Consider the following 26,170-nt stretch of genomic DNA (forward strand, 5'->3'; position numbering starts at 1 on the left):
CTAATGCCGCGGGTACCGCTCGATCCAGACGTCGCCGAGCGCGCTCAGCGCCGAATGCCGGTCGAAGTGCCAGTAGGCGTCCGAAGCGACCTGCTCGACCAGGTACCGCAGCTCAAGCTGGTCGACCCACTTCTGCGGCAGCCCGGGAATCCCGGTGCGCGCTCCGAGCAGGGCACCGGCGATCGCCCCGGTGAGCGCGCTGCGGCCGGAGTGGTTGACGGCGCGAAGCAGCGCCTGCTCCGGGTAGTTCTCGAAGCCGGACAACGCGGCGAAGGCGCGTCCGAGCACCGAGAGCGTCGTCTTGCCGTCGCCGATCAGCTCCGCCATCCGCAGGTCGGGCAGCCCGTGCTCGCCGAAGAACGGCACCGACTCCGCGACCGTGTCCGCGATGGCCGTCCACGCCGGGCCCTGCTGGAACTGGTTGTCCGGGTTGAGCACCTCGCGGGTGGTGTTCCAGATCGGGAAGCTGAACGCCTCCTTGGTCAGCGCGTGCTCGAACAGCCAGGTCAGGTACGTCGCGGCGGCCAGGTCGGTCTCGTCCTGGTGCGTGACACCGGCGAGTTCGCGCACCGCCTGCCGCGCCCCGCCGCTGAACCCGCTGCCGGGTCCCGCCATGGTCAGCGCGGCCGGCAACGCGGGGATCAGCGCGGCCGGGCCGGTCATCGGCGGCGCGCCGGTGACCCCGGTGGCGAGCTGGTGGTAGGCGTTGAGCTCGGCGTCGTCGATGTCACGCCGGGCGTGCAGGTCGGGGACCTGCACGAGCCAGCCGTCCGGGGCGTCCATCGGCGCGCCCTGGGTGCGCAGCCAGCGCTGCAGCGCCCCGCGGACGACGTCGGGGAAGAGCTGCTCGGCTTCGCGGGATTCCGGCTGCTCGCGGTGCGGGCTGCGGATCACGGCCTCGGTGTAGAAGAGCAGCCGCTGCGTCAGCGAGCCGATCCGGCCGGGCTGGTCGAACGCCGGGATCAGGTCGGTGATGCCCTCGATGCCGAACTTCGCGTGGATGTCGTGCAGCATCATCCGGTCGACGGCCGCGCCGAGCGCCTCCCCGAGCGCGAAGCCGACGTACGCGCCCGTGACGCGCTGCCAGCCGTAGCGGAAGCCGTCGAGGTTCCGCTCGAAGTACTTGCCGAACGTGTCGAGCCGCGGCACCGTGCGGCCGGAGTTGTCGTACGCCGGCGCCAAGCCGTTCGCGCGCAGGTCGTTGGGCTTGCTGCGCGGCGGCTCCGGCATGTTCATCCGCTTCAGCCACGACTCGCCGAGCACGGTCTTCGCGCACTCCTCGGCCGTCAGCTCGAAGCCGCGCCGCCGGGCCTTCTCGGCTGCCTTGAGCGGCGGCTTCACCGGGTCCGGCAGGCCCATCCGGGCCGCGGTTTCGGCGGCGACCCTGATCAGGTCCTCCTCCGCCTCAGGGCAGCGCCCGTGCACGTCGATGCGTGGCTCGTGCCGCGGGAACCGCTTGACGATCTCCGCGAGCTCGCCGCTGGAGACGTCCTCGATGGTCGTCGGGCCGCCGTTGATGACCAGGTTCGGCGGGTGCTCGAACTCGGCCAGCGTCGCGACGTCGACCTTCCACCAGCCGTGCTCGCGCGCGGGCAGGTGCCGGGTCGAGCTGAACACCTTGAGCTCGTTGCGCTCCTCGGCGAAGTAGAACCGGTCGGTCTTGCCGGTCTCCAGGTCGAGCGGGACGTACACCTCGCACCGGATCAGCCCGATGAGCAGCAGCTCCCGCGTCAGCCAGCCGACGCTGCCGAACGACAGCAGCGTCTCCAGGGTGTTCTCCGGCTTCGGGTAGCCGCGGCGGATCGGCCCGGCCTTGTACTCGGGGTTCTCCCGCTCTTCGCCGGTCTGGTTGCCGTCGGCGTCGACCTTCACCCAGCCCGCGACGGCCTGCAGCGGCACGCCCAGCTCGCCGAGGCCGGCCTTGACGTACTCGGGGTCGACGACCTCGCGCCAGTTCTCCTGGCCGGGGAACGCCACCGGCACCGACAGCCCGCCGGGGTGCGGGTGCGCCTGGCGCAGTTCGCCGTCCGGTTCGCGGACGACGACCGACGGCGGCGGGAAGATCTCCTTCTCCGGCCGTCCCTCGTCGAGGAAGGCGATGGTGTTGTAGGGCACCGACCAGCCCTCGGGGATGCGCAGGACCTTCTCGGTGTCCACCCGCAGGCCCGCGGGGCCGGAGACGTCCGGGCCGTGCACCGCGCGCAGCCACTGGCCGACCTTGGCAATCGCTTCCGCCGCTTCCACCTACTCGATCCTCTCCAGGCTTCCGTCGGACTCGTGCTCGGCGATCGTCTTCGGCAGCACGAAGGCCACCGCGCCACCCGGCAGGTTCGCCCACGGAACCGTGATGCCGGTGATCACGTGCAACGGGCGTCTGAGCCGGTAGCTCCGCCGCACCCGCTCCCGTTCGAGCGGCAGCGACGTCGTGGCGAACCGTACCTCCCCGTGGTGGACGAGGTTGCCCGGTTCCTCGCCGAAGCGCAGGACGACCGTACCCGCCACCAGCCTGGTGATGCGCTTGTTGCGGAGCAGGGTGAGGGGAGGCTCACCCGGTGCCGGGTGCACCGGCCAGTCGTCGAGCTCTTTCGCGGTTTCGAGCGGTGTTTCGTGCCCGGCGGTCATCCGGGCGGGGTGCAGCAGCAACGCGCCCAGCAGCTGCTGCGCGGCGTCTTCGAGCCGGGGGAAGTACTTCGGCGCGCGGGGTTTCCCGCCGGCGTGCGCGGCGACTTCCCAGCCGTCGGACGTGTAGTTGAGGCACCACGCGCCGTCCGCGCGCTCGCCGACGCGGTACGCCTCGGGCCACACGCCGTGCTCGCCCAGCCGCTGCACCAGCACGATCAGCAGCTCTTCGTCGCCGAGCTGCGGGTCCGGCGTGGTCTCCAGCTCGGCGACGACGTCCCCGGCGGTCTTCTTCACGTCGGCGCGCGACGGCTTCGGCCGCGGCTTGCCCAGCAGGTCCGCTTCGGCGGTCCGCCGGACCAGCGGCTCGACGTAAGGAGGCTGGAAGTGGTGCCGCCGGATGTGCGCGACGAGGTCCGGCTCGGGCGGCACGCCGTGTTCGGCGAGCAGGAGCGCGACGGCGTCGGACCAGATCCACGTGCCGTCGGTGTGGAAGCGCTCGTCGCCGTCCTCGTGCACGACGGCCTCCCGCGCGAGGTACTGCAGCACGAGCGGCACCTCGGTGTCGGTCAGCGGCGGCCGTTCGACGTCCGGGCCGCCGACTTCGGCGTGCCGGAACACCACGCCCAGCGGCAGCTGCGCGCGCAGCCGCCACCAGTCCGGGATGTGCTCGTCGGCCCGCGGGAACGTGGCCAGTTCTTCGGGGTAGGCGGCCGGCTCGGGCGGGTCGGTCCACACCGGATCGTCGTCGAGCGCGAAGTCGAAGTCGTAACTGCCGTCGGGGTTCAGCGCGAACCGCGCCTGCAGCCAGGTGCCGCGACCGTCGGTGTACATGCCGGCGCGCAGCTCGGCGAAGACGTCGGCCACCTCATCCGGCACGGCCGTGTTGTGCCCCGCGGTCTCGGTGTGCTTCCCGACCTGCCGGAAGTCGGCGACGGCGGGCAGGCCGGCGTTGACCCGGTGCTCGCGCACGAGCTTTCCCAGCCGCACCAGGAGGGCGCGCTGCTCGTCGGGCGAAAGTCGATGTTCCACGTGAATCATTGCCTCGGGCTCAACCGGCTCGTCACCGTGAACGACGGCGGCTCACCGGCGGCGCGGCGGGCGGCCTCGTCTTCCCACATCTTGAAGGTGCGCTTGCGAAGGGCTTGGATCAGCGCAACCTCTTGCGGTGTCCGGCGGCGTTCTTCCCGCCTCACGACATCGTCGATGCCCTTGATGGTGTCGTAGAGCGCGAAGATCGGGCCGTCCCCGGTCAGGTAGAGGCTGCGCTCGAACTCGGTCTCCTGGACGAATTTTTCCTCGTCGAACGGACCGCGGATGTTCGACTCGGTGGTCGACCAGATGAGCTCGAGGATGTGGCTGCTGTCCTGGTCCTGTTCGAAGAACCCGGTGTGGAGATTGAGGATGGTGCCCATCAACCCGCCGTCGGGCGTCGAGTCAATCCGGTACGTCCGGGAGTAGTACTTGTAGAACATCGGGGTCTGGAAGGCCATCAGCCGCTCTCCTCGGATGTCATCCCCAGCCGGAACGCTTCCTCGAAACGGCTTCGGACCTGCTCGGTCAGCGCCGCGGCGAGGGCTGCCTCCTCAGGCGAAAGGAGGCCTTCGCGGCCTTCCTTCCTGCTGAACGTTTCGAAGTCGCGGCGGACTTCGTAGAGCGCGTGCTCGTACGCAGCCACCTCGTCGATGTGCGTCAGGTGCAGCCGCAGTTCGGCCACGTGCCCGTTCGGCAGCCGGACGTTCATTTGAAGGTCGCGGTAACCGCTGTCCTTCGGGTGGGCCAAGCGGTCGGTGAAGTCGACGATCGTGAGTTCGGGATCGCGGCGCACCGCATCCAGCGCGCGGTACATGTCCGCCACCTGCCCGAACTGGATCTTGGTGCCGACCAGGTCATGCAGTTTCGAACCGTCCCAGTCGTGTTTCTCGATCTTCGCCAGCGCTCGGTCGCTGTCCTTCGGCTCCGGCCGGAATCCCGGGTGGCCATCGGTCTCACCGGCGATCCGCTCGGTGATGCGGTTCAGCGTGCCCTGTGTCTCAGGCCAGCGTTCGCGCTCCTCGGCGACCCATTGCTTGCAGTACTCCGGATCGCCGACCCGGTCCTGGTCGAAGCTGCCGTGCTGCAGCAGGTCGCCATCGACTTCTCTGACGAGCGCCGCCACGTCCGCGGAAATCTCCGCCTGCTCCGGAGTCGGGTCGAACGGCTCGACCCCCTGCTGCTCGACATCGTCGATGACGCTGTAGCCGCGCTCGTTCACCTCGTGGACCGCGTCCTCGAGGATCGGGATCGCCTCGGGGTGCTTGAGCAGGCTGGCCAGCGTCTTCGGGTTGTCCAGCAGCGAGCGCGTCAGGTAGTCGTTGGCCGGGTCGGACAGCACCCGCGCCAAGCCGGGGTGCTCTCCCAGGTGCGCGCGGATGTAGTCGGCGTCCGCGTGCCCGTCGAGCGCCGCGGCGACGTCGTCCCTGGCCAGGAAGGCGTCGTGCGGTGCCGCCGAGCCGTAGCCGCCGTGCGTCTCGCCGGCGTCGTGCCCGGTCTGGACGTGTACCTCGTCCGGCGTCCCGAGGTGCATCAGCTTGATGCTGTTCGCCGGCTGCGGCAGGTGCATGAGGTCGCCGGACTGCGGGTCGATGAACGCGACGCCCTCGCGGGTGTGCACGACCATCGCCACGTGCCCGTACTCGACGCCGTTCGGGCCGGGGTACTTCACCGCGACCACGGCGTGGTGGTCGACCGGCATGCCGCGCATCTCGCGGATGACGTCGTCGTAGCTGCCGCGCGCGGAGAACGTCTCCCCGAACTCGCCTTCGAGGTGTTCGAGCGTGCCGCGGCTGCCCATCTCGTGCGGCAGGATCGGCTCGGCCGTCGAGTCGATACCGCGCAGCTGGTCCATGTAGGCCCGGGGACCGCGCGTGCAGTTCGTCATGTAGCCGTTTTCCATGGCGCCGGGCTCGCGGAAGCCCGGGTTGACGTCGCGCAGGCGCGGGTGCCGGTCGTGGACGTAGGCCGCGCGCTCGCTCTCCGTCGTCCCGCCGGCGTGGATGGCGGGTTCGAACGGCGGGTTGGTCGCCCGCGCCAGCCGCGAGTAGTCGTGCACCGAGACGGGGGCAGGCGGCGGTTCCGCCGGGGTGTCCTGGACGTCGTGGACCGGCTGGTCCGGCTGGTGTTCCGGCTGCGGGGTGACGTGCTCGGGCTCGCCGAGCCCGCCGAGCCGGTCCGCGATCGCGGCCTGCTTGCGCCGTTCGAACTCGGGCGCGTTCTGCTCGTTCTCGGCCCGCCGCTCGGCCATCTTCTGCTTCGCGGTCTCGGGGTCGAGGTAGCGCGGGTGCCCAGGCCCGATCTCCTCGGCCACGATGACCCACTTGCGGCGGCCGTCGGGCGAGGTCTCCAGCCGTTTTTCGTGGATCAGCAGCTGGGTCCCGGGCGGCGACAGCGATTCGCGCTCGCCGGGGTTCTCGGCGAGCTTCGAGATGTCACGCAGGTTGTTCGACCGGACGTGCAGCTCGATGTCGTCGCCGAACTTCGACGTCGAGAACTCGTCGGTCTTGATCGACGCGCTGGAGAACGCGGGCTCGACGACCACCGAGCCCGGCTCGTACGGCTTGGCGACCAGGTCGGCCAGGTGCGGATCGCCGCCGACGTCGTAGGCGCGGATGGTCTCGCCGGACTCGGGTGCGATCTGGTTGAGGCCGTCCATGATCGCGCGGGTGTTCTCCTGCGCGAGGTCGAAGCCGGGGTGGCCGGGCCCGCGGCGCAGCGCCTCGTTGACGTCGTAGGCGTACTCGCCGCGCGTGTAGCCGTGCAGCGCGACGGCGCCGTCGTCGGTCACCGGCAGGCCGGCGGCGTCCCGGCGGGCGAGCGCGTGGTCGTGGACCTCCTGGTAGATGTCCTCGTCGCCGACCGCGCGGCGGATGCTCTCGTGGTCGGCCGCGGTGCCGCGGTGGTCGCGGTCGAAGAGGTAGCTCTCGTCGTGCGGGACGCGCTCGGGTTCCGGGTTGAGCCGGTCGTTGATCGTGTCTTGCCGCGGCGGCGCTTCCTGGTGCGGCGTGTCGTGCTGCGGAGGTGCGTCGTGGTGCGGAGGCGCGTCCCCACCGCCGAGCGGCAGAGTGTGGATGCCGGTGGCGTCCGCCGGCAGCTCGGCGAGCCGCCCGGTGACGGGATCGGCGAACAGGACCCCGTGCTCGGTGTGCACGCCGGCCACCAGCCGCGATTCCCCGGTGGGCGTCTCGAAGGCGACCGCGGTCCGCGCGCCGACGGGCCGTTCGCCGAGTTCGCGCGCGACGCCGTCGAAGCTGTCCCGGCTGCTCCACTGCCCGCCGAGCTGGTCGCTGATCTGGGTGAGGCTCTGCTGCCGAGCGGGCCCGGCGACGACGTCCTCGCCGTTCATCCGCCGCTCGAAGGCGACCATCGACTCGGCGGCGTTGGTCCGGTAGCCGTTCTCGAGGCCGCCCGGGCTGTAGGCGTTGCGGGTGTTGACCCCACCGAGCTCGGGAAGGGCGTCACGCAGGAGGCGAGCGTGCTGCTGCGGCGTCTCGACCGACCCGGCGTGCAGCACGGGCTGCCCACCGGGCGTGAGCGGCTCGGCGAGCTGCGCCCAGCCACCCGCCGGCTGCCCGGTGGCCGGCGGCGGCCGTTCGGGCAGCGGTTCCGCGCCCGGCTCGTCGAAGGGGTTGATCTTCGACGCCATGTCGTTGCCCGGCGCGTACTGGGGGTATTGCTCGTAGAACTTCGCGAGCTCTTCGTCGGCTTCGCGCTGGAACCGGTCCTCGTCGGCACGCTCACTGGCCCGGCGCTGCTCGATGGCGTCGCGCGCGTCGGTGCCGCTCAGATACCCCGGATCCCCGGGCGCGATCTCTTCGGCGTGCACGACGTAGTGCGGTTCGCCACGCACCGGCGCCGGCTTGTGGTCGGGGTGACCGGGTCCCTCTTCGATGCCGGTGATCTTGAACTGCGTCCCGGCCTTGAAGAGGACTTCCCGCTCGTGCCCGAGGCTGGCCAGCTTTTCGACGTCGCGCCCGGTCTTGGACTGGATCCGCATCTCGACTTCGCCGGGGAAGGTGCTGCGCGGATGCTGCGCGTCGACCTTCGACGAACTGAGGAACGACGGTTCGGTGATGTGCGCACCATCGTGGAAGCGTGCGAGGAAGGCCTGCAGCCGTCCCGGATCGCCCTTGAAGTCAACCCGCCTCGAGACAACGCCTTCGTGCGGCGGAAGTTCGTTGAGCCCCGAGACGAGCGCGGCGGCCTGCGGAGCGAGGTGGGCGAGCTCGGGACTGCCCATCCGCAACGCGTGGTTGAGCGGCCCGACCATCTCGGTCCGGGTATAGGCGTGCACGGCAACGGCCCCGGCGTCCGACATCCCGGGATGCGACTCGTCGCGCTTTTCCCGCGCCTCGCGGTGGAGCTGCTCGTGCCGCCACTCGCCGTCCTGGTGACTGGTCTTCCCGGAGTCGATGAAGGTGTCTTCGATCCGCCGGATCCCGGCGGGATCGTCGGTGTGGAAGCCGGGATCGGTGAGGTAGGGCTCGTCCGGTCCGGCGTGTTCGCGGGCGCCGGGACGCTCGGCAACGTCCCGGTCGGTGGCCCGGTCTTGCCCGTCCGGGCTTTGTTCGGGCCCGTCCTGGCCTTGCTCGGCGGCCTGCTCGCGGGCGGGGTCATCTTGGGCAGCGGGCCGCTCGTCGGCGGGCGTGCGGTCCTCACCAACGGGCGAATCCTGGTCGGTCCGGTGTTCGGCCGGCCGGTCTTGGCCGGGCTGGCGCTCGGCGGTGGGCGAGTCCTGCTTCGCCGGGTGCTCTTGGGTCGGTTCGCGTCCGGTTGTGGACGAGTCCTGGTCCGCCGGGCGGTCCTGCGCGGGCTCGCGGTCGGTGGTGGGCGAGCCCTGATCCGCCGGGCGGTCCTGCGCGGGCTCGCGCTCGGTCGTGGGCGAGTCCTGGTCCACCGGTCGTTCGTCGGCGGTTCGCGGGTGCTCGGCGTCGGGAGCATCCCGGTCCACCGGGCGTTCCGGTTCGCTCGCGCGATCCTGCCCGGTCACGGCCTGCTCGGCCGGCTGTTCGCGTACCGGTGTTCCGGCCGTCGGCGGTTGCGTGGGTTCGGTCGGCGGTGCCGGTTGCCCGGCCGTGCTTTCCCGCATGGGCGATTCGGCCACCGGCTGCTCGGCCGGCCGGGACGGTTCCGGGGCGCGGTCCATCGGCCGCGGCGGCTCGAACGGTCCACGCGGCGGCAACTGCTCCTGCGGCGGCCCGAACCGCGGCGGCGGCACCGGCGGCGTCCCGCCCGGACGGGGCGGCCCCAGCCGCGGGTCGTGCGGCGGCATGGGCGGCCGGCCACCCGGAGGCGGCGGCATCGGCGGCCGTCCACCCGGGTGCGGACCAGGACCCTGCGGCCCGCGAGGCTGGTTCGGATGCCCGGCGGGACGCGGCCCCCCAGGCATCGGCGGACGCTGCCCACCTTGCGCCGGCATCCCCGACTGCGGCGGCACCCGCCGCGGATCCTGCGGAGGCAACCCACCCTGAGGCGGCTGCCCACCCTGGTGCGGCCGAACACCAGGCGGCAACGGCTGCTGCCCACCCTGGAACGGCTGCCCACCAGGCTGCATCGGTTGCCCACCGCGCGGCTGCTGCCCACCAGGCTGTGCCGGCTGCCCGCCATGCGGCGGCTGCCCAGCTGGCTGTGCGCCGTGCGGCGGCTGCCCGCCGGGCAGCGGTTGTCCCCCGGGTTGTGCGCCGTGCGGCGGCTGCGCGCCGGGCAGCGGTTGTCCCCCAGGTTGTGCGCCGTGCAGTGGCTGCGCGCCGGGCAGCGGCTGCCCACCTGGTTGTGCGCCGGGCAGTGGCTGTCGACCACCTGGCTGCGGTTGCCCACCCGGTTGCCCGCCATGCGGTGGTTGCCCACCCGGCTGCGCACCGTGCGGCACCTGCCCACCTGGCTGTGCGCCGTGCGGTGGTTGCCCACCTGGCTGTCCGCCGTGCGGTGGTTGCCCGCCCCGCTGGGCACCGTGCTGCGGCTGCCCGCCAGGCTGTGGCCGCCCGCCCTGTGACATCGGCGGCTGACCACTCTGCGGCTGCCCGCCCGGCCGATGTCCACCCGGCGGCATCTGCGGGTGCCCGCCCTGCAGCATCCAGCGCGGGTCCTGTGGCGGAACCCTTCGGGGCTGGTCGCCGCCACGTGACGGCATCGGCTGCTGGGGCGGCCCACTCGGGCCCGGGTGTCCCGGACCGCCGCCGTTCGGCAGGCCGCCGCCCGGTGGTGGGGGCGGGGGTGTGAACCCGCCCGGAGGCGGCGCCTGCTGTGGCGACGGTCCGTTCTGGAACGGCGCCGGCCCAGCGTCCGCCGCGAACGGCTGGCTCGGCCCGCCGGTGAACCCGGCCGCTCCGACGTTGTCCTGCGGGCGGCCGGCGCTCTGGCGTCCCGCTTCCGGGCCGAACCCCGCCGCCGGGGGTGGGGCCATGCCGTACCCGCCCTGGGACGAGCCCCCACCCGTCGAAGGCTGGCCTGACGCCGCCGCCGGTGCCTCGCGGTGTGCTTCAGGGTGGTGCGCGACCGGCTCGGCCACCGGCCGCTCCGCCTGCTGGACCTGGTCGGCGCTCGGCCGCGACGGCTCGGGCGCGCGGTGCTCGGACGTCGGTTGCGACTGGGCGGGCTGCTCGCTCGGCCCGCTGTCCGCTCGTTGCTGCGGTTCCGGTTCGCGGCGGGCCTCCGGCTGCGAGTCCGTCCGCGTTTCCGGCGGGGACGGCGCCTCGCGCCGCGGTTCCTCGCTGCGTGACTCCGGTTCGGAAGCCGCCTCACGACGGGGCTCGTCTCGTGATTCGGGCGCCGGCTCGCGCCGTGGCTCTTCGCTTCGCGACTCCGGTTCCGAGGACGACTCGCGTCGTGCCTCGGGTTCCGACGAGGACTCGCGTCGTGCCTCGGGCTCCGAGGAAGGCTCGCGTCGTGCCTCGGGCTCCGACGAGGACTCGTGACGTGCCTCCGGTTCCGACGAGGACTCGCGTCGCGACTCCGGTTCCGAGGAAGGCTCGTGTCGTGACTCCGGCTCCGACGAGGACTCGCGTCGCGACTCCGGTTCCGAGGACGACTCGCGACGCGACTCGGCCTCCGACGAAGACTCACCCCGAGATTCGGAATCCCCCCGAGACGCGGACTCAGGCTCGTCCCCCGAACCCCGCCGCGATTCCCCGGAATCCGACCCACCCGAGTCCGACCCACCCGAGTCCGACCCACCCGAGTCCGACCCACCCGAGTCCGAGTCGGCCCGCGGAATGTTCGCCTCGTGGACCGAGTTCAACTGCTCCTTCGCGCCCCCGACGGCACCCCCGACCGCCCCGCTGGACGCGCCCATCAGCAGCTGCTCCGGCGTCAACGACCCCAGGTCCCCGGTGACGGCCGCCTGTCCGACGGTCTGCGCCACCCCCTCGACCGCCCCGCGCGTGCCCGCCCGCATCGCCGCGTCCGCGATCTGCCCGCCGGCGCTGTGCGACAACCCCTCGGTCGCTCCGCGGCCGATCGAGCCCGATGCCGCTCCGACGACTCCGCCGACCGCGCCCGAGATCGCCGCGTCCGAGGTCTTCGACCAGTCCCAGTCCTTGCGATCACCCTTGGCCATCTGCAGGCCCTGGATGCCCGCGTCCATGCCGAGGTTGATCGCCTCGTTCTTGAGGACCTCCATGCCGATCTTCTTGAGGCCCTGCTTGAGCAGCTTCTCCAGCAGCTCCTTCGCGACCTGCTTGAACCCCTGCTGCGCCAGCTTCTCGAGCAGCTGCCGGAACAGCATCTGCACGGTCATCCGGGTCGCGATCTGGGCCGGCGCGATCCCCGCCGTCGAGCCGCCGAACGTCACCGCCGCCGCCGCGATCATCGCCGCTATCTGGGCCGCCAGGATGATCAGCGAAATGATGATCATGTACTTCGTGTACTCGACGTCCAGCGCCGTCTGATCACACGAATCGCCGAGGGCCTTCGCCGCGTCGGCGAGCTGCTTGAAGTACGCCTCGTCGCCCTCGACGAACTTCTTCCACTGCTCCGCGAACGCGTCGGCGCCGTCACCCGTCCAGTTGTCGCGGATGCCGGACGCCGCCTGGTTGCCCGTCTCGGACACCGGCCCGATCGCCGCCGACGCCGTGTGCCACGCGTCCCGCAGCGCGCGCAGCTTGGTCTCGTCGCCCTCGGGCCAGCTCTCCCCGACGACGATCGGCAGCAGCCACTTGACCGCGTCGGGCATCTCCATACCCACGCGTCATTGCCCCTTGCTGAGCTGGGACGTCACGTCCTCGTCGGCGCCCGAAAGGGCCTTCATCGACTTCGCGACGTTCTGCTGCATCCCCCGCAACCCCTGCACGAGGTTGGTGAAGCCCTCGACGGCGCCCTGTGCACCGGGCACGTAGTCCTTGGCGAACGCCTTGCCGGACTCGTCGCCGCCCCAGCATTCGCCCTGCGCGGCGAGGGCGGACTGCAGCGCCTTCGCCGCGTTGTCGAGCGCGTCGGACGCCGTCACCAGGCCGTTCGACGCGCGCAGGACCGCGTCCGGCTCCGCGGTGAACCCGGAACCCCCGTCCGGCATCAGTCGCCCCTCGTCATCCAGGACGACGGCGGCTCCTCGTCGTCGTCACGCGGTGGGCGGACGCGCTTGGGAGCGGGCTTCGGGGCCGGCATCGGCGGCGGCGGGGGCGCCTGCTCGTTGCGCAGGATCGACCCGCCCTCTTCGAACGACTCGGGGCGCGGGGCCGGCGGTGCCTCGTCGAAGTCGGGCATCGGCGGCACCAGCCCGGCCAGCGACGGCGCGCCCTCGACCAGGTCGGCGAGGTCGGGCAGGCCTTCGGTGATCGGCGCCATCAGGTTCGCGATCTTCTGCTTGACCTGCAGCGATCCCTGGCGCACCAGCGACTGGACGGTGTTCGCGAGCTGCGCGGGCGTGGTGCGCTCGAACGTGCTCGGGGCGAACTCGAGTTTCGCGAGGCTGCCGCCGGCGTCGATGGTGGCGCGGACCAGCCCGTCGGGGGACGTCACCTCGGCCGTGGTTTCGGCGGCCGCGGCCTGGGCGTCACGCAGTTGCGCTGTCTGCCGCTCGAAGTTCTCCAGGAGGGTGTCCATCTGGTCTTTCATCGCGGCATTGCGTGCTTCGAGCCGTGCACGGTCGTCGCCCGCGGTGGTCACAGGTGCCCCCGGTGTCCCTCGAACCTACTAATGACTTACTCGTCACCCTAATGCCAATGGAGCAGTCCCCGTGACCGGTTCGAGTGTTTGCGTCAGCGAATCACGCGTCGCCGGGCGAGCACGTACCCCGCTCCGCCGACGAGGTAGCAGACCGTTGCGGCGATGAGCAGGCCCGGCGACCGGCCGTCGTCCGGCACCACCAGCGCGGCCAGCGAGACCGCAGCCACCTGCGTGATGTTGAACAGCGTGTCGTACAGCGCGAACACCCGGCCGCGGGCTTCGTCGGCGACGTCGAGCTGGATGGACGAGTCGACGCACAGCTTCAGCACCTGCCCGGCCCCGGTGATCACGAACGACGCGAGCAGCGCCAGCGGCAGCACCATCGGCAAGCCGAACGCGGACTGCGCGATCGCCGCCAGCAGCAACGCGCCGAGCACCGCGCGCAGCCGGCCGAACCGGCGGATCAGCCGCGCGGTCAGCAGCCCGGCGAGCAGCAGGCCGGTCCCGGCGAGCGCGGCGATCTGCCCGAGCCCGGGCAGGCCGGCGCGGAAGATCCCGTGGTCGGTGAAGTAGTTGCGCATCAGCAGCACGGTGACCAGCAGCGACACCCCGAACGACGCCCGGTGCGCGAACAGCGCGACGAACCCGGCCGTGACGCTCGGGGCACGCCACGCGTGCCGGGCGCCGTCGGCCAGCCCGCGCGCGACGGCCAGCACCGGGTTCTGCGGCTCGTCGACCGTCGTCGGGCCGAGCACGCCCCGGGCGAAGCCGCGGGCGATGAACGCCGAGACGAGCGTGCCGAGCACCGCGAACGCCGTGGTCTCGGCCGAGCCGACGTCGTTGCTGCCGAACAGCGCCCGCAGCCCGATCGCGCAGCCGCCGCCGATGACGGCGACCACCGAGCCGAGTGTCGTGGCGAAGGCGTTCGCCGTCACGACGCTCTTCTCCTCGACGACGTCGGGAAGCGCCGCCGAAAGCCCGGAGCCGATGAAGCGGCTGATCCCTTCCGCCGCCAGGGCCAGCGAAAACAGGCCGATGCCGCCGAACCCGAGGCCGACGGCGGTCGCCGCGCAGACGATCGCCAGCCCGCGCAGGAGGTTCGCGACGATCAGCACGCGGCGCCGGTCCCAGCGGTCCAGCAGGGCACCGGCGAACGGCCCGACGACCGAGTACGGCAGCAGCAGCGCGGCGAACCCACCGGCGATGGCCAGTGGATCGGCGGCTCGCTCGGGGTTGAACAGCACGGCACCGGCGAGGCCGGCGCGGAAGACGCCGTCACCCCAGCTGGCGGCGAAGCGCGTGAACAGGAGACGCCGGAAGTCCGGGTCCTTGAGCAGCTCCCGAGGCCCTCTTCGTACGGTCGCCGTCCGGGCGCTGATCGTCACGGAGTCAAGGTTAAGGCCCGGTAGTAGGACACAGGTCAAGAGATCTGGGTGGCCGACGCACTCGGGGGGGTCCGGGGGGCTTGCCCCCTGGTAAACACCCTTGGTGCGAGCGCGCGAAGATGGCGAAGCCATCGAGTGCGAGGTGGCCGACGCACTAAGGTCGCCTCTCGGCGGCTATGCGCAGTGTGGCTCCAGCCGGACGGTATTCCACAAAGGCGGTTCTTCAGTGAGCCCGGGGGACACGGAGTGCGCCGGCCACATGTTTCAAACGAGGCTCGTGGGGCGATTGTTCCCGAGCCGGGCCAGGGGTGGGATCATGGGTCGCGTGCCAGCGGACGCCGAGGTTGAACCGGGAACGCTCCTGGTCGCCGCCCCCACGATGGTCGACCCCAACTTCCGCCGGACCGTGGTGTTCGTCATCGACCACCGCGAGGAGGGCACGCTCGGCGTGGTCCTGAACCGGCCGAGCGACGTCGCCGTGAACGACGTGCTGCCGAACTGGGGCGGGCACGTCGCCGAGCCGCAGGCGGTGTTCGTCGGCGGGCCGGTCGAGAAGAAGACGGCGTTGTGCCTGGCCGCGCTGCGCACCGGCGAGACGGCGGCGAGCGTGCCGGGCGTGATCGCGGTCCGCGGCCCGGTCGCGCTGGTCGACCTGGACACCGACCCCGAGGTGCTGGTGCCGAAGGTCCGCGGCGTGCGCGTGTTCGCCGGGTACGCGGGCTGGGACTCCGGGCAGCTGGCGCGCGAGATCGAGCGCGACGACTGGGTCATCGTGCCCGCCCTGCCGAGCGACATTCTGGCCTCGCCGGACGGCGACCTGTGGAGCCAGGTGCTACGCCGCCAGGGCATCCCGCTCGCTCTGCTGGCCACCCACCCGGGCGACCTCCAAAGGAACTAGGCGTCTTCCTTCTTGAAGACGCCGCAGCCTCCGGCGCCACACGCGCAGCCACTGCAGCCGGCCGGCGCCGCCGGAGCCGGCGCGGGCACGGTCAGCGCCGCCCGGTTGCCGAGCACGCCACCGCCCATCACCAGCACCAGCATCGCGAGCACGCCGGCGAGCGCGGCCGAGACGAGGCCGGCGGTCGTCGGCATCGCCAGCCCGGCCAGCCCGGTGAGTACGGCGACCGCGCCCCCGGCCATGGTCGGCAGGCCCGCGACGCGGTTGGCCAGCTTGAACGCTTCTTCGCTGCGCAGTGCCGCCTGGGTGCGCACCCCGGTGCCGCCCTCGCGCGTCAAGCGCTCGCGGAACCCGAGGAACCCACCAAAGCCGACAAGCAGACCCAGCACGACCGGAACCAGCGCGATAGCGAACACGAGGTCAAGGATAAGCGTGACGTCCCGGCAACCTGCCGGATACCCTGATCGACTGTGCTACAGGCCATGTCACCGCGTGTACTGCCCACCGTCCTGGCTACTGCCCTGATCGGGGGAATCCTCGCCGCCGCGCCGGCCGAGGCGACCGAGAGTCACCAGCGGCCCATCCGGCTGCTCGGCGAGCAGATCGTCCCCAACGCCCTGCAGTTCCAGGGCACGACGGTCGGCGGCCTGTCCAGCATCGACTACGACCCGCGGACCGGCGGCTACGCGCTGATCTGCGACGACCGGTCGGCGATCAACCCCGCCCGCTTCTACACCGCGACCTTCCCGGTGTCGAAGGACGGCGTCGGCCCGGTCACCCTGACCGGCACGAAGCCGCTGCTGCGCCCGGACGGCACGCCGTACCCGCCGCTCGCGCTGAACGACCCCGCGAAACCGCAGAACGAGCAGACGATCGACCCTGAGGAGCTGCGCGTCGACCCGTGGACCGGCGACTACTACTGGTCGCAGGAGGGCGAGCGGACGGCGACGACGTTGATCGACCCGTCGATCCGCGAGGCGCGCCGCACCGGCGAATACGTCCGTGACCTGCCGATTCCCGCGAACGAAAAGATGACGCCGGCGGCCGGCCCGCGGCAGAACCTGGTGCTCGAGGGCATCACGTTCACCGGGTACGGCTCGCTGCTGGCCAGCGAGGTCGAAGGCCCGCTGCTGCAGGACGGCCCGGAGGCGACGACGACGTCGGGCGCGCTCTCGCGGATCACCCTGCAGTCGCGGTTCGGGCCGGTCCTGGCCCAGTACGCCTACCCGCAGGAGCCGCTGTTCGCCGCGCCGGTGCCGCCGACGGCGTTCGCCACCACCGGCGTCTCCTCGATGCTGGCCGTCGACCAGGCCGACCCGACGAAGTTCCTCATGATGGAGCGCTCGTTCAGCACCGGCGTCGGCAACAAGGTGCGCGTCTTCGAGATCGACACCAAGGGCGCGACGAACGTCCTGGACGTGAAGTCGCTGGCCGGCGCGAAGCACGTCAAGCCGGTGAAGAAGCGGCTCCTCTTCGACGCGGCCGACCTCGGCCTGTCCACAGTAGACAACCTCGAGGGCATGACCTGGGGGCCGAAGCTGCCGGACGGCGAGCGCAGTTTGATCTTGGTCAGCGACAACAACTTCTCTGCGACGCAGGTCACCCAGTTCGTCGCACTGGCAGTCCCCTCCGAACGCCTTTGACCAGCAAGTTACGATGTGCACATGAACACGGCTCGGCTGCTCCTTAGCCTGCCGCGCTGACCGGGCCCGGCCCGTCCGGCGCGGCGACCCCTCATGCCCTGGTGGCTGAGGGGTCGAGTTGTTTCTGGAGTAGCTCCCACGGAGGAAGACGGCGATGACCGAGACGACAGGGACCGACGTCCCGGCGCACCGCTACACGGCGGCGCTGGCGGGGCAGATCGAGCAGCGCTGGCAGGACCACTGGGCCGACCAGGGCACCTTCCACGCGCCCAACCCCGTCGGGCCGCTCGCCGTCGAGGGGCAGCCGGTGCCCAGCGACAAGCTGTTCGTCCAGGACATGTTCCCGTACCCGTCGGGCTCCGGCCTGCACGTCGGGCACCCGCTGGGCTTCATCAGCACCGACGTCTTCGCCCGGTACCACCGGATGATCGGGCGCAACGTGCTGCACACGATGGGCTTCGACGCGTTCGGCCTGCCCGCCGAGCAGTACGCGGTCCAGACCGGGCAGCACCCGCGCAAGACGACCGAGGAGAACATCCGGACCTACCTGCGCCAGATCCGGCGCCTGGGCCTGGGCCACGACGAACGCCGGCGCATCTCCACGATCGACCCCGAGTACTACCGCTGGACCCAGTGGATCTTCCTGCAGATCTTCAACTCCTGGTACGACCAGGTTGCGGGCAAGGCACGCCCGATCGCGGAGCTGGAAGCCGCGTTCGCGGACGGCTCGCGCCCGACGCCCGACGGCCGTGACTGGGCGGCGCTGAGCGCGTCGGAGCGGAAGAAGGTGATCGACGACCACCGGCTGGTGTACATCTCCGAAGCGCCGGTCAACTGGTGCCCGGGCCTGGGCACGGTGCTGTCGAACGAAGAGGTCACCGCCGACGGCCGCAGCGAGCGCGGCAACTTCCCCGTCTTCCGCCGCAACCTGCGGCAGTGGATGATGCGGATCACCGCGTACGCCGATCGCCTGGTCGACGACCTGGACCTGCTGGACTGGCCGGAGAAGGTCAAGTCCATGCAGCGGAACTGGATCGGCCGCTCGCACGGCGCCCGTGTCACCTTCAAGTCCGGTGACGACGGCATCGAGGTCTTCACGACCCGGCCGGACACGCTGTTCGGCGCCACGTACATGGTGCTGGCGCCGGAGCACCCGCTGGTCGACAAGCTGGTCACCGAAGCGTGGCCCGCGGACGTCGACGAGCGCTGGACCGGCGGCGCGGCCACGCCCGCCGAGGCCATCAAGGAGTACCGCGTCGCCGCGTCGCGCAAGTCCGAGCTGGACCGGCAGGAGAACAAGGAGAAAACCGGCGTCTTCACCGGCGCGTACGCGACGAACCCGGTCAACGGCAAGCAGATCCCGATCTTCGTCGCCGACTACGTGCTGATGGGCTACGGCACCGGCGCGATCATGGCCGTCCCCGGCCAGGACGTCCGCGACTGGGAGTTCGCCGAGAAGTTCGGGCTGGAGATCATCCGGACCGTGCAGCCGTCCGAGGGCTTCGACGGCAAGGCGTTCACCGGTGACGGCCCGGCGATCAACTCCGGCTTCCTGGACGGGATGGACGTCGCCGAGGCCAAGAAGACGATCATCGACTGGCTGGCGGAGCAGGGCGCCGGCACCGGGACCGTGCAGTACAAGCTGCGCGACTGGCTGTTCTCGCGCCAGCGCTACTGGGGCGAGCCGTTCCCGGTCGTCTACGACGAGGCCGGTGAAGTCCACGCCGTCCCCGAGTCGATGCTGCCGATCGAGCTGCCCGAGGTCGCCGACTACTCGCCGGTGACGTTCGACCCCGAGGACCGCGACTCGACGCCGTCGTCGCCGCTGGCGCGCGCGACCGACTGGGTCGAGGTCGAGCTTGACCTGGGCGACGGCCCGAAGAAGTACCGCCGCGACATCAACACGATGCCGAACTGGGCGGGTTCCTGCTGGTACCAGCTGCGCTACCTGGACCCGACGAACTCCGACACGTTCTGCGCGCCGGAAAACGAGCAGTACTGGATGGGCCCGCGACCGGGCGAGTACGGCGCGGACGACACCGGCGGCGTCGACCTGTACGTCGGCGGCGTCGAGCACGCGGTGCTGCACCTGTTGTACTCGCGGTTCTGGCACAAGGTGCTGTTCGACCTGGGCCACGTGACGTCCAAGGAGCCGTACCGGAAGCTGTTCAACCAGGGTTACATCGAGGCGTACGCGTACACCGACTCGCGTGGCGTCTACGTCCCGGCCGAGCAGGTCGAGGAGCGCGACGGGAAGTACTTCTTCAACGACGAAGAGGTCACCCAGGAGTACGGCAAGATGGGCAAGAGCCTGAAGAACGTCGTCACGCCGGACGAGATGGCCGAGAACTACGGCGCCGACACGTTCCGGTTCTACGAGATGGCGATGGGCCCGCTGGCCATGTCCCGCCCGTGGGCGACGAAGGACGTCGTGGGCGCGCACCGGTTCCTGCAGCGGCTGTGGCGCCTGGTCGTCGACGAGCAGACCGGCGAGCTGCGGGTGTCCACAGAGGACGCTTCCGAGGCGGACCGCAAGGTGCTGCACAAGACCATCGCGGGCGTCCGCGAGGACTACGCGGAGATGCGGTTCAACACGGCCGGCGCGAAGCTGATCGAGCTGAACAACCACGTCACCAAGGTGTACGGCGCGGCCGCGTCGACGCCGCGTGAGCTGGCCGAGCCGCTGGTGCTGATGCTGGCGCCGCTGGCCCCGCACATGGCGGAGGAGCTGTGGCACCGGCTGGGCCACGTGGACTCGCTGGTGCAGGGCCCGTTCCCGGTGGTGGACGAGAAGTACCTGGTGGAGGACTCGGTCGAGTACCCGATCCAGGTCAACGGCAAGGTCCGCTCCCGGGTGACGGTGCCGGCGTCCGCGTCGAACGACGAGGTCCAGGCGGCGGCGCTGGCGGACGAGAAGGTCGCGGCGATGGTCGGCGACGGCTCGCCGCGCAAGGTGATCGTGGTGCCAGGGCGGCTGGTCAACATCGTCCTGTAGCGCGGAGTCCGAAAGCCGCCGGTAGTCCTCGCCGGTTCCCGATTTGATTGAGCTGTCAACGAAAACGGCTCGATCGAAGGAGAACCGGGGATGACCCTCGACGGCAAGGTGGCGCTGGTGACGGGCGGCAGCCGGGGCATCGGCGCGGCCACGGCACTGCGGCTCGCCGAGGACGGTGCGGACGTCGCGCTGACGTACCAGCACAACGGCGCGCGGGCGGCCGAGGTGGTCGAACAGATCAAGAACCTCGGCCGTCGTGCGCTGGCGATCCAGGCGGACTCGGCGGACGCGGCCGCGGTGTCGGCGGCGGTCTCGGCGACCGTTGCCGAGTTCGGCCGGCTCGACGTGCTGGTCAACAACGCGGGCGTCGGCTTCGTCGGCGCCTTCACCGAGACCGCGCTCGAGGACGTCGACCGCGTGCTCGCGGTGAACGTCCGCGGCGTGTTCGTGGCGACCCAGGCGGCGGCCGGTGTCCTGGCCGACGGCGGCCGCGTGATCACCATCGGCAGCTGCGTCACCGACCGCGTGCCCGGCCCGGGCATGGCGCTGTACGCGACCAGCAAGGCGGCGATGGTCGGCCTCACCAAGGCACTCGCGCGCGAGCTCGGCCCGCGCGGCATCACGGTGAACCTGGTCCACCCGGGCCCGACGGACACGGACATGAACCCGGCCGACGGCCCGTACGCGGCGGACCAGCGTGCCCTGACGGCGTTCGACCGCTACGGGTCGCCGGCCGAAGTCGCGGCGGCTGTCGCTTACCTGGCCGCGCCGGCCAGCGCGTACGTCACGGCGGCCGTGCTGTCGGTGGACGGCGGCCACGCGGCCTAACCGGAGTAGAGGCCGATCTCCCGGGCGAGGTCGGCGAGCACCGACTCGAACAGGACGTCCGGCTTGGACATCGGGATCGGGTAGTTGCCGAAGACCTCGAGCGTGACGTGCCCGTAGAGCCGGGCCCAGAACTGGATCATCAGGTACGTCACGCCGAGGTCGATCTTTTCGACGGGCACCCCCTGGTCGGACTCGACGAGCACCGTGACCAGCGACTCCTGGAAGGTCTTCAGGTCGTCGCGCAGCTCGTCGGGCACGCCGCTGGCCGAGGGCAGCACGATGTCGTGGCGGGCGAGCACCCGCCCCGCGGCGGCGAGGAAGATCCGCCCGAACGGCTCGTCGACCCGGCTCAGCGCACTCCCCGACGTCGACCCGACGCCGCCGGTCGGCGACGCGAAGACGAGCGTGAATTCCTTCGTGTGGGTGAGTGCCCAGCGCCGGAAGCCCTTGCAGATGGCGAACAGCTGCAGCACCCCGTCGTCCGGCAGCTCGGCGATCTCCTCGGCGAGGTCTTCGGCCAGGTCGGCGCAGACGTCCAGCCGCAGGTTCTCGACGAGGTCGTCACGCGACTCGTAGTACCGGTAGAGCGCGGGCGCGGTGATCCCCAGCTCCCGCGCGATGGCGCGCAGCGTGACCGCCTCCGGCCCCTGCTCGACGAGCAGCTTCCGGGCGGTCCGCCGGATGTCCTGTTCGGTAGCCGCACGCGCGCGACCCCTTCGCGTGGGGTGGCTCATCCGAACAGTCTAGGTGCTTGGTACGACAGATTTTGCGTTACGGCGAACTGCGCGCCGTAATGAAAGGTGCAGCTCAAGCGCGCGCTTTGAGATTGGTCAGCACGGTGTCGGCGACGCCGCGCCCGAGCCGGCAGGCGTCCTTGCCTGCCTGGACCGCCGAGTCCCCGATGCTCAACGAGACCGAGTAGGCCAGCTCGTCGGAGATCCCGACGACGATCACGCAGGTCCGGTTGTCGGTCGACCCGACGTCCACGTAGCCGACCGCGGGGTAGCCCTGAACCGGCTCCAGGTCGTCGACCCAGCGCTTGGCCTTCGGCTTCTCGTTCTTGTAGGCGAGACTGATGCCTTCGTCGTTCTTGGTCTCGTAGATGACCAGGATGCCGGCGCTGCTTCCCGAGGTGCTGCCCCAGTCGCACATGGGACCCAGCTCCGAGTCCTTCGGTTTCGGCGAACCCGGTTGCCCGAGGTAGCCGGTCAGCTGTTCCGCGGTGAAGGCCGAATCGCAGGGACTGCCGTCCAGGACCTTGGCGGGCAGCGGGTTCGTCACCTTGGGGGCACCGCTGTTCGGCAGTTCCGCGCTGCTGGTTGGCGCCGGCGACGCGGTGCCGGGTGTGCGGCGTTCACCGCTGCACGACGTGACCAACGTCGTGCCGACGACCACCGCGGTGGCAGCGGCGAGAACCCGTCGAATCATTCGAGCGACCCCTTGATCGTTTTCGTCGAATCCGCGGCTTTCCGGTCAGCCGCTTCGGTGATGCCGAGAGCTTGGCTCAGCCGCCGGATCAGTTCCAGGTAGTAGTCGAGCTGGTATTGCAGGTGGCCCTGGTAGTAGCGGCCGGCTTCGTTGACGCCGTTCGGGCCGAGCACCGCCTGCCTGCTGACCGGTTCCTCCGCCGGCGGTTTCGCCTGGCTCAACCCTTCGGCGGCGCGCATCTGTTCGACGATGGTGTCCTTCTGGATCTCCGCCTTCTTGAGCATCGCCCGCATCTCGGCCGAGCTCATCGCGAACCCCTGCCCACCGGCCGGGCGCGACGCCGCACTCGGCATGTCCGTCGCCCAGAAGCTCACGCCGCCGAAGATCGCGTCGGTCATCGCCGGCCCCCTAACCCGTTCAGCGTCGCGTACAGGACTTCGGTCAGCGCGGCCCGGGTCCCCGGCTGGAAGCTGACCATCGGCTCGCGCCCCGGGTACACGTACGTCAGGACCCGGCCGGTCCCCGCCAGGTCGACCGCGGTGATCGGCGCGCTGCGGACCCCCTGGTTCACGGCGTAGCACTGGTGCAACCCCGTCCGCCGGGCCGCCATCAGCTGCCGGGCCCAGGGCAGCGGATCCCGCCCGCGGTCGGCGGTGGGGTCTTCGAGGTCGTAGGACTGCTCCTCCGCGCGGTCCGAGAACCGCGCCTCGGGGATGGCCACCGTCTCGATCCGGGCGGGCGGCACCGGCGGCAGCACGTCCACCAGCGACTCCGCGAGCAGCGTCGGCTCCACGACGTCGATCCGGACCGTGTCGTCCTTGCGGATCAGCCGGAGTGCGTCCGGGCCGTCGGCGGAGACGAGGACCGAGCCCGACTCGTCCGCTTCGATGTCGCCCAGCCAGGCCGTGAACCGGTGGGCGCCCTTGGCCAGGACGTGCAGGACGTCGCGGAACTCCCGCGTCAACGTGCCGCCCGCCGCGAGCCGGAGCGACGTGAGGACGTCGAGGACCTCCTCGTCGAGCCGTTTGCGGACTTCGTCGCCGAGCCAGAGGTTGTCCGCGCCGAGGACCGCGGGCGGCGGGCCGTGGCGTTCCCACTCCCACGCGGTGAGCAGGGCGAACCTGGGCAGGAAGATCACAGCCCGATCACCGGGGGCGCCGTCCGCTCGTCGGGCCCGCCGAAGACGCTCTCCGGGTCCGCCTCCACCAGGTACGACGCGCGCTGGTGCTCTTCGTCCTCGGTCTTGCCGCCCCTGGCGCCGGGGCCCATGCCACCCAGGCCGCCCATGCCCGGCGAGCCCGGTTTGCCGGCCGCGCCGCTGCGAACCCCGCCCGCCGCGCCCGGCCGTCCTTCGCCCGGAACACCGGCGCCGGTCGCCGCGCCGGGACCGCGGGCGCCCGATCCGGTGCCGCTGCCCGCGCCCGACGACGAGCCCGGTGCCGAGCCCGGCCCGAAGCCGCCGCCGGGCCCGAAGCCGGGACCGAACCCGCTTCCGGGACCCGAGCCGGGGCCGAACCCGCTCTCCGGTCCGGTTGCCGGCGGCTGGTAGCCCGGCGTCGACGGCGGTGCGTAACCCTGCGCGCGGACGCTGTCGTCCACTCCCGGCGTGACCTGGCCCGGCGGGGTGACCTGGCCCGGCGACGGCGGGACGGCCGGCGGCTGCCCGGCGGCCGGCGGCTGCCCTGGCGCGTCGATCGACCGGTCGTCGGCGCGGCCGGCCGGCGGCCGCTTCCCGGGCGGCGGTGGGACGGGCGTCTTCGGGTCCCGCACCCTGAAGTCGCCGCCGGTGTACTCGCGGAGCTGGCCGTAGTCGATCGTCCGGGCCGCGGTGTTCGCGCTGGTCTGCCGCGAGTACGCCGTGTACCGCTCGACGTTCTCCTGAGCCTTCCGGTTGTACTGGTTGATCTTGTCTTCGGTGTCGGTGTTCCACGGCGTCGCGACGTCCCACGCACTGCGCGTCGGCGGCCGGTCGGTGACGTCGGGGTGCAGCGAGTTCTTCATCCGGTGGAACTGGTCGATCTGCGTCTGGGCCAGCGTCGAGTTGCGGTCGAGGGACGTCGACGCCGAGACGGCCGACGCCGTCAACGGCTTGAGCCGTTCCCTCGCGGCGTCCGACGCGCCGCCGGTCCACGCGGATTCGAGGCTCGCGGTCAGTTCGCGCGTGCCCTGCTCGAGCCGGCGCTGGTAAGCCGACTGGTCGGCACCCGCCTGGCGCACCTTCTGCAGCGACTCGGTGCCGGGGCCGTGCAGCACGGCCTGGACCAGCTGGCCCGGTGACAGCCCAGCGGCCTGCGGGTTCGCCGCGCCCGTGCCGGTCTGCGAGCCGATGTACGCCCCCGCGATCGCGCCGATCGGACCGCCCGCGAGCAGGCCGATCCCCGCGCCCGTCAGGACCTTGCCGAGCCCCTCGGCACCCGACTGGACGGCGCGCGCGATCTCCGACCCGACGTGCTTGGCCGCGTCGAGCATGTCGCCGAACAACCCCACCGAACCGCGCTCCCCTCGCGTTCGATCTCCCCTCCTGCGTCACGCACGATACCGGATTGGTTACCGAATGTGCGAAAACCCGACCGGCTCGGGTGCCCGCACCTGCGCCCGGATCAAGGAGCGGAGCACCCACATGCCCACGACGGCCATGCCCAACGCGGCGAAGAAGTGCACGGTCCACGCCCCGATCAGCGAGGGCCCACCCCACGACCCGGCCGCGCCCTCCTCGGTCCAGAAGAACCCGAACGTCGCAATCCGGCCGACGAGGTACCAGATCAGCAACGCGACGGGAAAAGCCGCGACCGCGGCCGGGAAACCACCCGGTTTCGGCTCGGCTCCCAGCCACCGCCGCGCGAGCCGCCGCCGCGCCTGCGAACCGGCCAGGTAGGCGGGCAGCGCGAGGACTGCGTAAATCGTCCGTTTCCAGTCGGAGATGCTCATGACGATCACGCTACGAGCCGCTGACCAGCGGGAACACCCGGATTGCCGCAGGAAGAAGTGGGGAAAACCGGAAGTTCCGCAGGTGCGCGCCGGAGCTGCTGCCCCGCGAGGTCGGGTGGGGCGGGGCGCCGCCGACGCCGATCACTCGGGGGGCTACGTGATCGGCGCCGGCGACCCGATGCCCTGCCCGGCTCGCGCCGGTGGGGGCAACATCATCACGTCTCCGCGATGACGCACCAGGAGAGCGGGACCGGGGCCACGAAGTGACGGCCGGGGGACGGACATCCCCCGATCGAGTGACGGGCATCCGCTGCTCGCATGATTGTCGCACTCCGCCCCGGATAAGTTACAAAAACCTTCACTTATCTCCCTTCCGTCCGTGCTGACCTGGTCCTGACCGCCGCCGTGGCACAGTGCGGGCATGAACTCTGACGTGCTCGTTGTGGGATCCGCCAACGCCGACCTCGTCGTCGCGGTGGATCGCAGGCCGGCCGGTGGGGAGACAGTGCTGGGCGGCGACACCGTCCTCTCGCCCGGCGGCAAGGGAGCCAACACGGCGGTCGCGGCGGGCCGGCTCGGCGCCGACGTCGCCCTGCTCGGCGCCGTCGGCGACGATCCCTACGGCAGGCTGCTGCTCGATTCGCTGCGCGCCGCGGGTGTCGACACCGGCCTCGTGCGCACGAGCGACCGGCCGACCGGCATCGCCTACATCACCGTCACCCCGGACGGCGAGAACTCGATCCTCGTCTCCCCCGGCGCCAACTCCAGCCTGGAGCCCGCCGACGTCGACGCCGTCTTCGACGGGGTGGAGGTCATGGTCGTCTCGCTGGAGGTGCCGCTGCCGACCGTCGAGCACGCCGTCGCGCGCGCCGCCGAAACGGGCGTGAAGGTGCTGCTCAACCTCTCGCCGGCGGCGAAGCTCTCCCCCGAGACACTGGCCAAGCTCGACGTCCTGCTGGTCAACGAGCACGAGGCCGCGTGGCTCACCGGGCCCGGCGCGGACTTCCGGAAGCTGCTCGACCTCGGGCCGCGGACGGCCGTCGTCACGCTCGGTGCGGCCGGCGCCGTCGTCGTCGAAGCCGGCTCGGAGACCCGGGTGGAGTCGCCGAAGGTCGAGGCAGTGGACACCACCGGAGCCGGGGACGCCTTCGCGGGCGCGCTCGCCGCGTCGCTCGCCGACGGCGCCGACCTGGTCTCCGCGGCGAAGCGGGCGGTGCGCGTCGCCGCGTTGAGTGTCACGCGGCATGGGGCGCAGCCGTCCTACCCCACCGCGGCCGAACTGGAGGAATGATCATCCGGTGGCCCGTGT

19 protein-coding genes are annotated in these 26,170 nt (G+C 71.4%); 5 read left to right on the forward strand and 14 right to left on the reverse strand.

The features are described 5' to 3' along the window. The 7 genes from I4Q55_RS50485 to I4Q55_RS02105 form a co-directional block, all read right to left on the reverse strand. The gene (locus I4Q55_RS50485) at positions 1-2,244 is read right to left on the reverse strand and encodes an ADP-ribosylglycohydrolase family protein (RefSeq protein ID WP_206784265.1); all 2,244 of its coding nucleotides are present in this window, start codon (positions 2,242-2,244) and stop codon (positions 1-3) included. Further along, a complete protein-coding gene (locus I4Q55_RS02080; protein WP_242545114.1) occupies positions 2,245-3,660 on the reverse strand; it encodes a TNT domain-containing protein in 1,416 nt (471 codons plus the stop codon). It abuts the gene before it with no gap. Next, positions 3,657-4,112, reverse strand: a complete 456-nt coding sequence (locus I4Q55_RS02085; RefSeq protein ID WP_206784267.1) for a hypothetical protein — start codon at positions 4,110-4,112, stop codon at positions 3,657-3,659. Before I4Q55_RS02085 ends, I4Q55_RS02080 begins: the two co-directional genes overlap by 4 nt. Beyond that, entirely contained in the window at positions 4,112-11,830 is a 7,719-nt protein-coding gene (locus I4Q55_RS48915) for a toxin glutamine deamidase domain-containing protein (RefSeq protein ID WP_242545115.1), read from the reverse strand. The genes I4Q55_RS02085 and I4Q55_RS48915 overlap by 1 nt, the downstream gene beginning before the upstream one ends. A 9-nt stretch (positions 11,831-11,839) precedes the next feature. Next, a complete protein-coding gene (locus I4Q55_RS02095; protein ID WP_206784268.1) occupies positions 11,840-12,163 on the reverse strand; it encodes a WXG100 family type VII secretion target in 324 nt (107 codons plus the stop codon). Then, complete coding sequence (locus I4Q55_RS02100) at positions 12,163-12,705, reverse strand: YbaB/EbfC family nucleoid-associated protein (RefSeq protein ID WP_206784269.1); 543 nt, start codon at positions 12,703-12,705, stop codon at positions 12,163-12,165. Before I4Q55_RS02100 ends, I4Q55_RS02095 begins: the two co-directional genes overlap by 1 nt. Positions 12,706-12,848: 143 nt before the next feature. Further along, positions 12,849-14,141 carry an MFS transporter gene (locus I4Q55_RS02105; protein WP_206784270.1) on the reverse strand — a complete coding sequence of 431 codons (1,293 nt, stop codon included), beginning with the start codon at positions 14,139-14,141 and terminating at the stop codon, positions 12,849-12,851. Between the two features lie 316 nt (positions 14,142-14,457). Between I4Q55_RS02105 and I4Q55_RS02110 the strand changes: the two genes are divergently transcribed. Then, entirely contained in the window at positions 14,458-15,039 is a 582-nt protein-coding gene (locus I4Q55_RS02110) for a YqgE/AlgH family protein (protein ID WP_206784271.1), read from the forward strand. Here I4Q55_RS02110 and I4Q55_RS02115 read toward each other — a convergent pair. Beyond that, positions 15,036-15,455, reverse strand: coding sequence for an SdpI family protein (locus I4Q55_RS02115; protein ID WP_206784272.1), 420 nt, complete (start codon positions 15,453-15,455; stop codon positions 15,036-15,038). The genes I4Q55_RS02110 and I4Q55_RS02115 overlap by 4 nt on opposite strands. A gap of 66 nt (positions 15,456-15,521) precedes the next feature. Between I4Q55_RS02115 and I4Q55_RS02120 the strand changes: the two genes are divergently transcribed. The 3 genes from I4Q55_RS02120 (at position 15,522) to I4Q55_RS02130 (ending at position 20,505) form a co-directional block, all read left to right on the forward strand. Then, positions 15,522-16,682: an esterase-like activity of phytase family protein gene (locus tag I4Q55_RS02120; protein WP_206784273.1), complete on the forward strand. Its 1,161-nt coding sequence runs from the start codon at positions 15,522-15,524 to the stop codon at positions 16,680-16,682. Between the two features lie 154 nt (positions 16,683-16,836). Continuing rightward, on the forward strand, positions 16,837-19,677 hold the full coding sequence (gene leuS, locus I4Q55_RS02125) for a leucine--tRNA ligase (protein WP_206784274.1): 2,841 nt from the start codon (positions 16,837-16,839) through the stop codon (positions 19,675-19,677). Positions 19,678-19,767: 90 nt separating this feature from the next. Continuing rightward, complete coding sequence (locus I4Q55_RS02130) at positions 19,768-20,505, forward strand: SDR family oxidoreductase (protein WP_206784275.1); 738 nt, start codon at positions 19,768-19,770, stop codon at positions 20,503-20,505. Here I4Q55_RS02130 and I4Q55_RS02135 read toward each other — a convergent pair. The 6 genes from I4Q55_RS02135 to I4Q55_RS02160 all read right to left on the reverse strand — a co-directional run bounded on the left by I4Q55_RS02135 (position 20,502) and on the right by I4Q55_RS02160 (position 24,861). Then, positions 20,502-21,239: a TetR/AcrR family transcriptional regulator gene (locus I4Q55_RS02135; protein WP_206784276.1), complete on the reverse strand. Its 738-nt coding sequence runs from the start codon at positions 21,237-21,239 to the stop codon at positions 20,502-20,504. The two genes, I4Q55_RS02130 and I4Q55_RS02135, sit on opposite strands and share 4 nt — an antisense overlap. Positions 21,240-21,312: 73 nt before the next feature. Beyond that, complete coding sequence (locus I4Q55_RS02140) at positions 21,313-21,933, reverse strand: DUF3558 domain-containing protein (protein ID WP_206784277.1); 621 nt, start codon at positions 21,931-21,933, stop codon at positions 21,313-21,315. Beyond that, positions 21,930-22,331 (reverse strand): hypothetical protein, encoded by a 402-nt coding sequence (locus I4Q55_RS02145; protein WP_206784278.1) that lies wholly within the window; start codon positions 22,329-22,331, stop codon positions 21,930-21,932. The genes I4Q55_RS02140 and I4Q55_RS02145 overlap by 4 nt, the downstream gene beginning before the upstream one ends. Next, entirely contained in the window at positions 22,328-23,071 is a 744-nt protein-coding gene (locus I4Q55_RS02150) for an ESX secretion-associated protein EspG (protein WP_206784279.1), read from the reverse strand. Before I4Q55_RS02150 ends, I4Q55_RS02145 begins: the two co-directional genes overlap by 4 nt. After that, on the reverse strand, positions 23,068-24,420 hold the full coding sequence (locus I4Q55_RS02155; RefSeq protein WP_206784280.1) for a hypothetical protein: 1,353 nt from the start codon (positions 24,418-24,420) through the stop codon (positions 23,068-23,070). The genes I4Q55_RS02150 and I4Q55_RS02155 overlap by 4 nt, the downstream gene beginning before the upstream one ends. Before the next feature lie 60 nt (positions 24,421-24,480). Further along, the gene (locus I4Q55_RS02160) at positions 24,481-24,861 is read right to left on the reverse strand and encodes a hypothetical protein (protein WP_242545116.1); all 381 of its coding nucleotides are present in this window, start codon (positions 24,859-24,861) and stop codon (positions 24,481-24,483) included. Positions 24,862-25,282: 421 nt separating this feature from the next. Here I4Q55_RS02160 and I4Q55_RS02165 point away from each other — a divergent pair, with 421 nt between their 5' ends. Further along, positions 25,283-26,152 (forward strand): ribokinase, encoded by an 870-nt coding sequence (locus I4Q55_RS02165; protein ID WP_206784282.1) that lies wholly within the window; start codon positions 25,283-25,285, stop codon positions 26,150-26,152. The last annotated feature ends 18 nt before the right edge of the window (positions 26,153-26,170 follow it).

This window comes from Amycolatopsis sp. MtRt-6 (genome assembly GCF_017308975.1).
Lineage (GTDB): Bacteria > Actinomycetota > Actinomycetes > Mycobacteriales > Pseudonocardiaceae > Amycolatopsis.

What these genes read in the sequence shown, in the direction of transcription:
- I4Q55_RS02080 (WP_242545114.1), bottom strand. Translation starts at nt 3,660, where the DNA reads ATGATTCACGTGGAACATCGACTTTCGCCCGACGAGCAGCGCGCCCTC.
- I4Q55_RS02085 (WP_206784267.1), bottom strand. Translation starts at nt 4,112, where the DNA reads ATGGCCTTCCAGACCCCGATGTTCTACAAGTACTACTCCCGGACGTAC.
- I4Q55_RS48915 (WP_242545115.1), bottom strand. Translation starts at nt 11,830, where the DNA reads ATGGAGATGCCCGACGCGGTCAAGTGGCTGCTGCCGATCGTCGTCGGG.
- I4Q55_RS02095 (WP_206784268.1), bottom strand. Translation starts at nt 12,163, where the DNA reads ATGCCGGACGGGGGTTCCGGGTTCACCGCGGAGCCGGACGCGGTCCTG.
- I4Q55_RS02100 (WP_206784269.1), bottom strand. Translation starts at nt 12,705, where the DNA reads ATGAAAGACCAGATGGACACCCTCCTGGAGAACTTCGAGCGGCAGACA.
- I4Q55_RS02110 (WP_206784271.1), top strand. Translation starts at nt 14,458, where the DNA reads ATGGGTCGCGTGCCAGCGGACGCCGAGGTTGAACCGGGAACGCTCCTG.
- I4Q55_RS02120 (WP_206784273.1), top strand. Translation starts at nt 15,522, where the DNA reads ATGTCACCGCGTGTACTGCCCACCGTCCTGGCTACTGCCCTGATCGGG.
- leuS (WP_206784274.1), top strand. Translation starts at nt 16,837, where the DNA reads ATGACCGAGACGACAGGGACCGACGTCCCGGCGCACCGCTACACGGCG.
- I4Q55_RS02130 (WP_206784275.1), top strand. Translation starts at nt 19,768, where the DNA reads ATGACCCTCGACGGCAAGGTGGCGCTGGTGACGGGCGGCAGCCGGGGC.
- I4Q55_RS02135 (WP_206784276.1), bottom strand. Translation starts at nt 21,239, where the DNA reads ATGAGCCACCCCACGCGAAGGGGTCGCGCGCGTGCGGCTACCGAACAG.
- I4Q55_RS02140 (WP_206784277.1), bottom strand. Translation starts at nt 21,933, where the DNA reads ATGATTCGACGGGTTCTCGCCGCTGCCACCGCGGTGGTCGTCGGCACG.
- I4Q55_RS02145 (WP_206784278.1), bottom strand. Translation starts at nt 22,331, where the DNA reads ATGACCGACGCGATCTTCGGCGGCGTGAGCTTCTGGGCGACGGACATG.
- I4Q55_RS02160 (WP_242545116.1), bottom strand. Translation starts at nt 24,861, where the DNA reads ATGAGCATCTCCGACTGGAAACGGACGATTTACGCAGTCCTCGCGCTG.
- I4Q55_RS02165 (WP_206784282.1), top strand. Translation starts at nt 25,283, where the DNA reads ATGAACTCTGACGTGCTCGTTGTGGGATCCGCCAACGCCGACCTCGTC.